We start from the raw sequence: 13,441 nt of genomic DNA, 5'->3' as shown, positions 1-13,441 counted from the left end.
TTAGAGGCGAAGGTCTGCCCATGTTTTCTCAAGACGCTTTAACGACACAGGAAATGGTGTTTTAAGCTCCTGTGCAAATAAAGATACGCGTAACTCTTCAATCAGCCATCTAAAGTCATGCAAGCTTTGTGGAATATCCAAATGTGCGGCGTTTAACGCATTTACTTTGTCTTGCCACTTTTGCCAGAACAAACCCACACTGGCGGCATTCTTGCCATCACGATCAGGGTTGGCCGGGTGCTTCTCGATACGAAGTCTTAGCGCTTTTAAATAACGTGGAACATGCTGCAACTGCTCCCAAGGCGTTTGGCTAAAACATCCTTTATATACTAACAATCCTATCTGCTGCTCTAAATCTCGCTTTAGCCGATTAACGGTTGCAGCCATTTGCCCCTGCTTCTGCACAAGCAATTGATACTCCCCAGCAATTGCCTGCGCTTGCCGCGCGACAGCTTGTGTCACTGCTGGCAAGCGTGTTCTGGCACGTTGTTTCAGCACCATAAAGTCTGCATTTGTTCGCGGCAAATCATCTTCGCCAATAAATGCACGGTCGGCAATCGCCAAAATCATATCTTCACGTAAGTCATCGGCTGACATGACATTACGTAAAGTGAGTGCATATTGATTAAAGTTTGGTAGGCTTTTCTCCAACTGCTTCATTTGCTCTTTTAGCTCAAAACGCATCAATCGGCATACACCCTTACGATGGCTCAGCTCAGCTTCACGTTCCGTATCAAATAGCTTAACGGCAATACTATCATTAGCATCTTCAAGCGCCGGATACCCAGTCACTTTTAAGCCATCCCGCTCAAAACTAAGCGTTTGTGGCAGATCACCAAAGTCCCATTGTTTTAACCCTGTTTTTTCAATATCAGGTGACGTGTTTCTAAAGGTAAGTTGCGCCGCAGACCCTAGCTGCTTTTTAAGCGCGTTCCAGTCGCGCCCCATTGCAAGCTCGCGCCCACCATCATCTAACACACTAAAGTTCATTAAATGATGTGGCGGTATGTCACTAAGCGTCCAATCTTCCTTGCCGACTTTTAGCGTTGTTTTGCGCTGTATATAGGCAGCCAAAGTCTCCAGCATAGGCTGTGAAAACTGATCATTCACATCATCTAAAAAACCCGTTACAAATTCTGGCACAGGCACACACACACGACGGAATGTTTTAGGTAGCGCCTTAATCAGATAAGTAATCTTCTCACGCAACATCCCAGGCACTAGCCACTCAGTTTGAACTGGATTCAGTTGGTTCAGCAAGGCAAGCGGCACCGTAGCTGTCACACCATCTAAAACGTGACCAGGCTCAAAGCGATATTTCAACGTGGTTTCAACGCCATCTAACATGATTTTTTCAGGAAACTGCACAGCCGTAATCGCATCTGCGCCATGCCGCATTAAATCATCGCGAGTCAGGTATAGCAACCTTGGGGATATTTTCTCAGCATCAGCACGCCATTTCTCAAAGCTTGCAGCATTAAAAATATCCGCTGGTATTTTGGCATCATAGAATGCAAAAAGTTTATGCTCGTCTACCAGCACGTCTTGTCGGCGCGCTTTATGCTCTAGCTCTTCAACTTCTGCTATCAAGCGCTCATTTTCTGTAAAAAATGCAGATTTTGTATCAAATTCGCCATTTGCCAGCGCTTCACGTATAAATATCTCACGCGCTTCAGCAGGATTAATCGGGCCATAATGTACACGGCGTTTTGGAATAATCGTGAGCCCATACAGGCTGACGCGCTCCCACGCGTTGACCATGCCCATTTTCCTATCCCAACGCGGGTCTGAATAATGGCTTTCTGTTAAGCCTCTGGCAAGTGGTTCAATCCAATCTGGTTCAATTTTGGCGACACATCGTGCGTATAGCTTGGTGGTATCCACCAGCTCTGCCGCCATCACCCATTTGGGACGAGACTTTTTAAGGGTTGAGCCGGGCGCTACGTGGAAACGGATACTACGCGCACCCGCGTATGAGTCACTATCTCCATCTTTAAAGCCAATGTTACCTAATAGGCCAGCCAACAGCGCTTTGTGAATCTGCTCAAAGTTAGCCTCTTTTTCATTGAGCTTAAATTCCATCTCTAAGACAATATCTAATAATTGCCCATGTAACTCACGCCATTCCTTCAAACGCAGGAATGATAAAAAGTTACTGTGACATTGATTCAGCAAATCTTTATTAGATTTTTTGGTTCTTAACGCACTATCAAAGAAATCCCATAGTTTCAAGTAGCTCATAAAATCTGAGCCCTCACCCGCAAACTTAGCATGTGCATTATCAGCCGCTTCACGCTTATCCATTGGGCGCTCACGTGGGTCTTGTATGCTGAGCACACTCGCAATAATCAAGATTTCTTTTAAACAATGCTCGCGCTTAGCGGCAAGTATCATCCGCCCTACCCTTGGGTCTAGCGGTAGCTTAGCAAGTTGCAAGCCTGTTTCAGTAATCTGGCGACGTGCATCTACCGCGCCTAGCTCTTGCAATAAGAGGTATCCATCGGCAATTAAGCGTGATGATGGTGCCTCAATAAAAGGAAACTCTGTGACATCACCCAAACGTAATGCAGCCATGCGTAAAATAACAGCGGCTAGTGAGCTGCGTAAGATTTCGGGCTCGGTAAATTCTGGGCGGCCATTAAAGTCCTGCTCAGAATAAAGCCTGACACAAATACCGTTTGATACGCGACCACAACGCCCTGCACGTTGTTTAGCGGCAGCCTGACTAATCTTCTCAATCTGCAATTGCTCAACTTTTGCACGGGTACTATATCGATTCACCCGCGCTAAACCAGCATCAATCACATATTTAATACCTGGTACTGTCAGTGACGTTTCTGCCACGTTGGTAGCCAACACAATACGCCGACTACTATGGCTTTTAAAAATCTTTTGCTGGTCTTCAATACTCAAACGCGCAAATAAAGGTAACACCTCTATATGCTTTAGCTTGGCAGAGCGCCCTTGGTATTTGCGCAAATGGTCAGCAACATCACGAATCTCTCGCTCGCCCGGCAAAAATACTAAAATATCGCCATCACCTTGACGTAGCAAATCATCGGCAGCATCTAAAATGGCCTCTTCAATTGCTTCTTCTTCGTCATCTTCCTCTAGCCAGCGCGCCTCTGTTTTAGCTTTACGTGCAATGCCAAAGACGGTGTCATCATCTAAATCGAACTGAGCATTTTCTGCCTCGGCAATTTCCTTGGCACGGAAACCCGCCGCACCTAACGGACGATAGCGAATCTCTACGGGGAAAGTACGTCCAGACACCTCAATCACGGGTGCGCCATTGAAATGCTGCGAGAAACGATCCGCATCGATAGTGGCAGAAGTGACAATGATTTTCAAATCTGGGCGTTTAGGCAACAGCTGTTTGAGATAGCCAAGTAGAAAATCGATATTCAGGCTACGCTCGTGTGCCTCATCAATAATAATAGTGTCATAAGCGTTTAAAAACTTATCGCCCTGCGTTTCTGCGAGCAAAATACCATCCGTCATCAACTTAACATAGCTGGACTCTGATAATTTATCGTTGAACCGTACCTTATAACCCACAGCCTCACCCAATGGCGTTTTCAGCTCTTGTGCAATACGGCTGGCTACAGACCTTGCCGCAATACGACGTGGTTGTGTATGGCCAATCAGCCCAGTGACGCCACGGCCAAGTTCTAAACAAATCTTAGGTAACTGCGTTGTTTTACCAGAGCCAGTTTCGCCACACACAATCACCACTTGGTGTTTGCTAATGGCGTTGGATATTTCATCTCGTTTAGCGCTGACTGGGAGCTCTGGCGGGTATTCTGGCTTAGGTAAATTTGTTAACCGCTGCTGGTACTTTTGCTGTGAAGTATGCATTTTTTGCACAACTTCATTCACCATACGTTGCGCCTTTGCTGAGGACTTTTCATCATTTAGCTTTTGCAGTACGTTGATCTCCTGCATTTTACGACGCAAGGCATGCCGATCTACCAGCATGCAGGTTTGTAGCGCGTCATTAAAATTAGCAGGAATTAGATTATCAGGTTTACTCACATTCATAGGCGCAAATTTTATCATGCCGCGCTCGTCTGCTTGAGTGAATCATGCAAAAGCATTAATAATCTATGCGTGAACGCTCATTTATTGAGATGTCTATTTGAAATAACCTGATCAACACACAAAAATGCGTGTGCTATAGAGCAAAACTGGACACTATCGACTACTTACTTTTTGCAGCGTTGGCTGTCATCCAGTATGGAGGGCTATGATTAGCAGTATTGATGGTGACCATCTGTTTACGTCTAAAATTTTCATACGCTTCATTAAATGACACACCCGAAGCATTGGCAAACTTTTGTGAGATGGGCTCAGCAAATTTTATCCAGAGAGAATTTTCTATATACCCATTATCATTCATACACACTTGAAAAACGCGCATTTTTCGCCCTTCAATTTCAAGCTTTTGAAACTCTAAAAATGCATTTAAGTGAGCCACGGATTTGGCTGCTATCGCCTGACAGCTACTGATTGAAAGTGCCAACTGACTTGGCACTGCCTTCGTATGGCTGGTTGATGATAACGCGCGCTCATCAGCCACCCAATAAAATAGCACTAACAGCAACGCGATGACTGGAAGGCTATATGTTAAATACTTTTTCATTATCAGAGCCAATATGTATCAGCGATTGGTAGACAATTGATTAGCACTTAATGTATCGTTCAAGCCTTCTAACGCCTCATGACTAATTTCTTTTACTTGAGACTTAATCTTACTTAGCTCTACTAAATCTCCTTGAGATTGCGCAATTAATGCCAATGCACTAAGGCTTGCCGGATGCATGTCATGAAGTGCCAATGCTTTTCTGAAATGTTGCACAGCATGGGGTATATCTCCCAAATGTTGAAATGATGCGCCCAAGTAATACCAAGCTTCGGCATTTTTTGGCTCATCGTTTACCCAATGCAAGGCAATTTCCCGCACATCAACCCATCGGCTGTTTTGAAAAGGCATCACAATCTGCATAAAAAACGGGCGTTTTTCTTCAGGTGCATCCCAAAAGGGTAAATCGTGTAATGCATTTAAGTCTGTTGACTCATGAGTCAACAGTGCTTTAATCCACTTGACAGGCATATTGTAATAATAAGCCTTACGTCCCGGACTTTTGAACGTGCTGATGCCAATCAGCTTGCCTGCATAGTCAAAAATCGGGCTGCCACTAGCGCCAATAGAAAATGCTGCTTCCGTTCGCACTACCTCTGCGCCATCCATCGGATATAAAGCTTTAATGTTACTTAATGCCACATAAGGCGCGGGAGAGTCTGTTGGCATTGAAATGGAAATCACTGGCTGTTCGTAATGCAGGTTATCTGAATCAGACATTACAACAGGCTTAAGATCAGCCCACTCAAACTTTAAAATACATAAATCGTGTTTCCAATCTGCCTGCAAGGATAAAGGCGCATATTCCACCCCCCATTTACTAATGCTGATGCCATTAGCATTCGTCAGTACATGGCAATTGGTCACCACATGGTCTTTACTGATTGCCACCCCTGTGCCAAAGCTATGGCCGCCAGACTTAGTAGTAGTGGTTACTTTAACCAAGGACTGTTTAAGATGGTATAAAAACTCATCTGTGGGTGCAGGCATATGTTCCGCATACACGTTAGGTGTCATCAATACAAAAAATAGTCCTAATTTATTCATACTTATCATGGCTGTTCACCCTAAAAATCTGACGCATCAGACTAAAATAAAGAAATGAAACAATTCGAAATGCATTAATCAAAACACTTTAAGACTTATTTTTGTATCACTGAAATCACTTTCCACCCAATACGGTTAGGTGTTTATCTACAGTTGAGTTACTGCCTATACTAACACCCCATACCGTAAAATAACTACTTATGTTGACACCTAATCACCATCATATGTTCCTGTTTTTATTCGCTGTTTTTCTATGACCACTCTATAAAAAAGGCCCAGCATAAGCCAGGCCTTTTTTATTGGTAAAGAATCTTTACCTGCTCCTAAGAGTAAAAGAGCACAATTGCTTGATTATCCGCATTAAACTTCTGCGGTTTCTTGCAAACAATTGCTGAGTTGCTCAATATCAACAATTTGGAGCATTTGCGCTTGCGAACCAGATAACACTAACTCTTTCACAACTTGGTTATAAACAGAAATTTCAGCGCCGACTGGACGAATCTGTTCTATTGAAACATCCATCATTTCACCTAGCGCATCAACCACCAACCCCACATAATCTCTTTGAATTTTAATCACCACAACTTCCGTGATTTTTTTATTGATAGGCTTCACCCCTCCTAACAACATAGAGGTATGAATAAGTGCCAGTGAGTTGCCTCTATACATTATGTACCCAGCCACAATATCTTCTTCACCACCTGAAATTGGCAGGTGCGTATCTACTTGAATCGCACTTGCTACCTGGCTTGACTTGAGTGCCAACCAGTTATTGCCTACATAAAAAGTGGCCAGTTGTAAGTTGTGGCTTCCATTATGGATAGTCTGCTGTACATAATCTGGCTTAATAGGCTCAGATTTCTGTAAGGCTTGCGTCTCTGCGCCTAAATGAATCAACACAAACGCAAACACCTCTTGCTGATAATGATCAGTGCTGCCTTTATACTCACGATACCCTGCGGATTTACTACATCCCACAGCATAGTTTTGCTGACGGAAGGTCACTATCTTGCACATAGATTGCCCGGATTGCAGCGCAAAAAAGTCATCGCTAATTTCAAACAAATCTCCTGCTGAGATATCAGGTGCGGTTGAAGCAATCACAGACTTGGCCGCATCTGTATAAACAGCAAAGCTGTTACCCAATAGGTTAGTCGGCTGGTCTTTGGGTAATACATCCTGCAACATCGTCAAGAACTGCGGAGTGGCATCGAACACAATACCAATACCGCCCAATACCTGACGATTATCGACGGCATGAATGGCTGTGGCATAAATATAACTAGGTAGATTGTTATATAAAGGTGTTTCAACAAAGTCTGACACCACATAGTCTTGAGCAGAACTTAATGCCAGCGCTTTTCTCACCCACGGCTCAGATAGCACGCTTCCTTGTAGATGCTGCTGTTGCGGGTTAGAAACGGCGATTACTTTTCCTTGCGTATCAAACACAATGATATTGCCATATACGGTGTACAAGCTATTAATATAATGTAGTAAAGACTGTATCTCAGCAGAGTCTTGTGCGCTCAGCTCTTTTTTAGCGAGTAAACCTCTTAACTTAGTGGTGAGGGCCCACCAGCGACAGTCATTGGCACGCTCATATAAATTGCGGTCCATGATATCAATGGCGAGTGCGGCCATATTCATGCTGTTTTGTAACACAGAGGCAATCACCGTTTTTTGTATATCCGCAATCGAGTTCTCAAAGATATGCTTAGTCAATACACCCGTATGTTTAATCTCACTCAGCAACACTTTTGACACCACGGCATCACTACTGCTTTTATCTGTTGCCTGCTGCACGTTGCCATTCCAAACTAATCGATTCAACTCACGCTGAATTTGGCTTGCGCTGACAGGAATATTTTTAATTTCATCATTAAACAATGTACCCTGCATGACAGAATCCAACAACGCAGTAGGTAAATCTATCGCCGCATTCGATTGCTGACTGAATATTTTTGCAAGCGGCACCATTACATGACCAAGCCAACCCGACCCATGATAACCCTGAAAGCCATCAGTTTCTCGTGTGCAGCAAAAGTACTCTACCCCTTCATAGCTCACCACACTGTAGTCTTGATTGGTCGCTAGTTTAAATTTTGTATGTAAAGCGACCTTGTCTGAGCTACTTGCGATTACCTTACCTTCTTTATTCAGCAAAGCAGAAATGGCTAGATTATCGTCACCTAATAAATTAGAAAAAATACCATCGCACTCGTTTTTGAATTTAAAACAAAGACAGATCACCCCTAAAGCACGCCCATCATCTGGCGACACAACACGATATGAATAAATCAAGCTATCTTGCTCAACAGGTAACAAATCGCTGTGTCTAAAGTTTTCTACATACGCATTTTCTGTATGTAGTGACTCCATAATCAACGGATCTTTAGACTGAGTAACTGGGTTACCTTGGTCTAATTGCAACACTACATTGCCTTGCGTATCCAGCAAAATTATATTGTGATAAACAGAATACTTAGCCACATACTGCTCAAAATGATCCAGTAAATATTGGCGTTTTTCACTCAGCATCTCTGATGCGGCATTAGTTTCTAGTAACTTCAAAAACGTACAGATATCATCATCTGTTGCAATAAAACCAATATCTGCAGTGCGCTCAAACAGATTACGTATCATGATATTGATGGCTACTTGTGCCTTAAACGCATATTGATGTAACGATTTTTTAAGCAGCTCCAAGCCCAATTGATTGAGTAGTGCACCTGTCAGCTGGGTAAACTCCTTACGGGTTTGAGACAGCTCTGTATCTAACTTAGCAAGCTGCCCTAGCACGGACAAATAATCCCACGCTACCTGTTGCTTTTGTAAATCATCTCGATAATGTTCAACACTTTTCATATGCCTAATCACTGCATATAAACGATCATCCACTTCAAAGCCCTTGTAATAGGTCATTCTGACTCACCTTAAGATTCAATCAATAGCTACAGCCAAACTATCTTTATTGTTGTAAGTTCACTGTTATAAAAAATGCTAAAAATACAAAAAATTTGGACGAAAAAAAGGCGTCTGATCACCAACCAACTCTTAAAAAAGAATGGGTTAATCATCAAGACGCCTTTGCCCTGAATTGCTTTTTAGTGCGAGCCGACTTTGGCTCTAAATTTTCTACTTAGTTTGATGCGTGTGTAAATCCACCGTTGGACATTCACCATCAAACAACTTGTTACAAATGCTTACATTTCATTAATCATATCAGAAAAATATCTATCGCAAACGGCTTATTCATTATCAACAAGATGTGGCTTAATTGGTGTCGTCATTGCTTGATATAGTGTTTTAATCATTCAACACTTATAAAATCAATCAAAAATATGACATTAACAACTTACACCAGACTCAACTTAACACCAGTATAAGCAGCACTTAATCCCAGCTTAATGCACCACCTGTCTGATACTCAGTGACCCGTGTCTCGAAAAAGTTTTTTTCCTTCTTCAGGTCCATCATTTCACTCATCCATGGGAATGGGTTATTCGCCCCTGGATATAGCGCCTCTAATCCAATCTGCTGGCAACGGCGGTTAGCAATGAAACGTAGGTATTCTTTAAACATGGTTGAATTGAGACCCAACACACCGCGTGGCATGGTCGCTTCAGCATACTGATACTCCAACTCCACCCCATGCTGCATTAAGGATTTAATCTCCTCCCTGAACTCAGGCGTCCATAAATGAGGATTTTCAAGCTTAATGGTGTTGATAACATCAATACCAAAATTACAATGCATAGATTCATCGCGCAGAATATATTGATACTGCTCAGCCGCACCCTGCATTTTATTTTGGCGGCCCAATGCCAGAATCTGCAGGAAACCCACGTAGAAGAACAACCCCTCCATAATGCACGCAAATACAATAAGTGAACGTAGTAGTTGCTGGTCTGCCTCTGGTGTACCTGTTTTAAACTCTGGGTCAGTCAAAGTATTGATAAACGGTATCAGAAAATCATCTTTTGCTTTAATGCTAGGTATTTCTTGGTAAGCATTGAAGACTTCCGCCTCATCCAAGCCTAGGCTTTCAACGATATATTGATAAGCATGGGTGTGAATCGCCTCTTCAAAACCTTGACGCAGCAAGTATTGGCGGCATTCTGGTGCTGTGATGTGTCGATAGGTGCCTAACACGATGTTATTTGCTGCGAGTGAGTCTGCCGTGGTGAAAAAACCTAAATTACGCTTCACAATCAAGCGCTCATCATCCGTGAGTGCAGTGCTATCTTTCCACTGAGCAATATCACGGCTCATCGATACTTCTTGCGGCATCCAGTGGTTGGCACAACCTGCAAGATACTTATCCCACGCCCAATGGTATTTAAACGGTACTAGCTGGTTGACGTCGGTCTGGCCGTTAATCATGCGTTTATCCGAGGCGTTTACACGGCCTGAGATAGAGGGTTGGTTTGCGGCTACGGGTGTTGTGGTTTGTGTGTTTGGTGTTGGCACTGGCGCAAGCTTTGGTGCAGCTGGCGCTTCGTAAACCTCATCTTCAAATGAGAGCATGTTTTTTCCTTAATTCTTTATTTTTTAAAAACCATACTTACCACCGTCATTCCCGCAAAAGCGGGAATCCATGTTGACTTTAAAAAGTTTAAAATCCATCCATTTAAGATGATTGAATCATTCCAAAAATGGATTCCCGCTTTTGCGGGAATGACGATTAGGGAAGTTTATTTGCCTATTGGCAAGATTCGCACTCTGGATTATCTATACTGCACATCTTGGGCGCTGCTTCTGGTGTGGCTGAAACCGCATTCAACTCACCACCGCTACCAGTAGATTTCTCCGCTGCAGTTGCCCCTAATGAGCGCAAGTAGTACGTCGTTTTTAGGCCACGTTTCCAAGCCAGCATATAGGTATCATTTAGCTTCTTGCCTGATGGCACAGCAAAGTACAGATTGAGCGATTGCGCTTGATCTATCCATTTTTGGCGGCGTGCAGCTGCTTCAATTAACCAGCTTGGGTCAACATCAAATGCCGTGGCATAAAGCTGCTTCAAATCTGCAGGTACACGGTCTATGGGGGCGAGTGAGCCATCAAAATACTTCAAGTCAGAGACCATTACAGCATCCCATAAACCGCGGTTTTTCAGATCAATCACCAACTGCTCGTTCACAATCGTAAACTCACCAGAAAGGTTAGATTTCACGTAAAGATTCTGATATTCAGGCTCGATACTTGCAGAAACACCTACGATATTAGAGATAGTTGCCGTAGGTGCAATCGCTACGCAGTTAGAGTTACGCATACCCACTGTTTGAATGCGTTTACGCAAAGCATCCCAATCCAGCGTTTTGCTTCTATCTACCTCTACATTGCCACCACGTTCATTTGATAGTAAATCCAGTGTATCCAATGGCAGAATGCCTTGATCCCACAAGCTACCTTTAAAGCTTGAGTAAGCACCGCGCTCTTCTGCTAACACAGTGGATGCCCAATAAGCGTTGTAACACACGGTTTCCATCGCACGGTCAGCAAACTCCACCGCTTCATTACTTGCATAAGGGATACGCATTGCATGCAGGCAGTTTTGGAAGCCCATAATCCCCATACCGACAGGACGGTGACGGTAGTTAGAGTTTCGAGCTTTGCCCACCGCATAGAAGTTAATATCAACCACGTTGTCCAACATACGCATGCCCACTTTAATGGTCGCCTGTAGCTTGTCGTTATCTAATACTAACTTTCCATCTACTTCTTTCAAGTGTTGTACTAGGTTGACAGAGCCTAAATTACACACGGCAATTTCCGTATCGGAGGTATTCAGCGTAATTTCGGTACAAAGGTTAGAGCTATGCACCACACCTACATGCTGCTGTGGCGAACGAATATTGCATGGATCTTTGAACGTAATCCAAGGATGGCCAGTTTCAAACAACATAGACAGCATCTTGCGCCACATTTGCAGTGCAGGAATGCGCTTGAACAGTTTAATCTCACCATTATCTGCACGGCGCTCATATTCAACATAAGCCTCTTCAAACGCTTTGCCATATTTATCATGCAGGTCTGGCACGTCTGACGGCGAGAATAATGTCCACTCACCACTCTCAGTCACGCGGCGCATGAATAAATCAGGAATCCAGTGCGCTGTATTCATATCATGCGTGCGGCGGCGGTCATCACCGGTGTTTTTACGTAAATCCAGAAACTCTTCAATATCTAAATGCCAAGTTTCTAAGTAGCCACACACAGCCCCTTTACGCTTGCCGCCTTGGTTTACCGCGACAGCAGTGTCATTCACGACTTTCAAGAATGGAATCACGCCCTGGCTCTTACCATTAGTGCCTTTAATGCGTGAGCCTAATGAGCGTACTGGCGTCCAATCATTACCCAAACCGCCTGCGTATTTTTGTAGCAATGCATTTTCTTTGATGCCTTGATAAATACCATCTAGGTCATCACTCACCGTGGTGAGGTAGCATGAAGACAGTTGTGAATGCAAAGTACCACTATTAAACAAAGTAGGCGTTGAGCTCATGAAATCAAAGCTAGATAGCACGTGATAGAACTCAATTGCACGGTCCTCGCGGTCAATCTCATTAATTGCTAAACCCATCGCAACGCGCATAAAGAATATCTGCGGCAACTCGATGCGGCGCTCTTCAATGTGCAAGAAATAACGGTCATACAAGGTTTGCAGGCCTAAGTAGCCAAACTGAAAATCACGCTCTGCCACAAATACTGCGCTCAATTTACTTAAATCAAACTGCGCTAATTTAGCGTCCAATAAACCGGCTTCAACACCCATTTTGATATAACGCGGGAAATACTCGACATAACGGCTTTTCATCTCATTTTGGCGTGCACTCTCCCCTAGCACTTCAGTGCGGATTAAATCTAGCTGCAGCCTAGCAGTTACATAGTTGTACGCGGGTTCAGTTTCAATCAGGCTGCGTGCTGATAAGATTAATGCTTTGCGCACCTCATCAAATGGAATGCCGTCATACAGATCGCGCACGGCTTGCTCTACCACAATATCAGGATTAACTTCTGCACCTAGGTCTTGGCATGCCTCTGCTACCATCGAGGTTAAGAGCTTGATATCTAAAGGGATAAGCTTTCCACTTACATTAACATTGAGTGTGTGGCTTGATGCTGGTGCTGTATGGTTTATCTTGTCTGCCGCACGCTCCGCATTACGCTTTTCACGATACAGCACATAAGCGCGTGCTACATCATGGTTACCATTACGCATCAGGGCAAGCTCAACCTGATCTTGAATATCTTCAATATGAATCGCACCGCCGGCAGGCAATCTGCGCAATAGTGCGTTATTCACCAACTGACTCAAAATAGCGACTTGCTCGCGCACACGCTGCGATGCTACGCTTTGGTTTCCCTCTACGGCCAGAAAAGCTTTGGTAATGGCAATCGAGATTTTATCAAGATGATAGGCAACGACATCACCATTACGGCGAATGACTTGCAGTGTAGGTAACGACTCAGAACTTAGTCCATTAGTATGACTGGAGCCATTGTTATTAGATGTATTGATATGATGTGAAACTGCATCATCCATTTTGATTTCCCTTTTCTCAAAGGGCAGGACACTTTTTATTCAGCGCAAATCATTTCCAAAAAGCTAAGACCAGAAAGCTAAGAAAAGACCGCTCGCTCAAATAAAAACCAGCATGGCGAAGTGAATGTGCAAAGACAAACCACTCCATCTGCCGAGGACACCCCGCCTCAAACGTTATAAAAGTACTTTTACACAATCAAACT

6 protein-coding genes are annotated in these 13,441 nt (G+C 43.7%); all 6 read right to left on the bottom strand.

The window, feature by feature from the left end:
* Window positions 1-4,059 carry an ATP-dependent RNA helicase HrpA gene (gene hrpA / locus FG24_RS09870; RefSeq protein ID WP_369797034.1) on the bottom strand — a complete coding sequence of 1,353 codons (4,059 nt, stop codon included), beginning with the start codon at window positions 4,057-4,059 and terminating at the stop codon, window positions 1-3.
* A gap of 142 nt (window positions 4,060-4,201) precedes the next feature.
* Window positions 4,202-4,642 carry a hypothetical protein gene (locus FG24_RS12440; protein ID WP_051901514.1) on the bottom strand — a complete coding sequence of 147 codons (441 nt, stop codon included), beginning with the start codon at window positions 4,640-4,642 and terminating at the stop codon, window positions 4,202-4,204.
* 18 nt (window positions 4,643-4,660) lie between these two features.
* The gene (locus tag FG24_RS09860; protein ID WP_081880974.1) at window positions 4,661-5,698 is read right to left on the bottom strand and encodes a trypsin-like peptidase domain-containing protein; all 1,038 of its coding nucleotides are present in this window, start codon (window positions 5,696-5,698) and stop codon (window positions 4,661-4,663) included.
* A 351-nt stretch (window positions 5,699-6,049) separates the two neighbouring features.
* Window positions 6,050-8,614 (bottom strand): chemotaxis protein CheW, encoded by a 2,565-nt coding sequence (locus FG24_RS09855; protein WP_051901513.1) that lies wholly within the window; start codon window positions 8,612-8,614, stop codon window positions 6,050-6,052.
* Window positions 8,615-9,085: 471 nt separating this feature from the next.
* Window positions 9,086-10,219, bottom strand: a complete 1,134-nt coding sequence (locus tag FG24_RS09850; protein WP_036303023.1) for a ribonucleotide-diphosphate reductase subunit beta — start codon at window positions 10,217-10,219, stop codon at window positions 9,086-9,088.
* A gap of 175 nt (window positions 10,220-10,394) precedes the next feature.
* Entirely contained in the window at window positions 10,395-13,238 is a 2,844-nt protein-coding gene (locus FG24_RS09845; RefSeq protein WP_036303020.1) for a ribonucleoside-diphosphate reductase subunit alpha, read from the bottom strand.
* Window positions 13,239-13,441 lie beyond the last annotated feature (203 nt).

The sequence above is a fragment of the Methylotenera sp. L2L1 genome, assembly GCF_000744605.1.
In the GTDB taxonomy this organism is placed as follows: domain Bacteria; phylum Pseudomonadota; class Gammaproteobacteria; order Burkholderiales; family Methylophilaceae; genus Methylotenera.
This window is presented reverse-complemented; position numbering and strand designations above follow the sequence as displayed.

Bases quoted from the DNA above. Each gene is read 5' to 3' on its own strand.
- hrpA (WP_369797034.1), bottom strand. From the start codon at position 4,059: ATGATAAAATTTGCGCCTATGAATGTGAGTAAACCTGATAATCTAATT.
- FG24_RS12440 (WP_051901514.1), bottom strand. From the start codon at position 4,642: ATGAAAAAGTATTTAACATATAGCCTTCCAGTCATCGCGTTGCTGTTA.
- FG24_RS09860 (WP_081880974.1), bottom strand. From the start codon at position 5,698: ATGATAAGTATGAATAAATTAGGACTATTTTTTGTATTGATGACACCT.
- FG24_RS09855 (WP_051901513.1), bottom strand. From the start codon at position 8,614: ATGACCTATTACAAGGGCTTTGAAGTGGATGATCGTTTATATGCAGTG.
- FG24_RS09850 (WP_036303023.1), bottom strand. From the start codon at position 10,219: ATGCTCTCATTTGAAGATGAGGTTTACGAAGCGCCAGCTGCACCAAAG.
- FG24_RS09845 (WP_036303020.1), bottom strand. From the start codon at position 13,238: ATGGATGATGCAGTTTCACATCATATCAATACATCTAATAACAATGGC.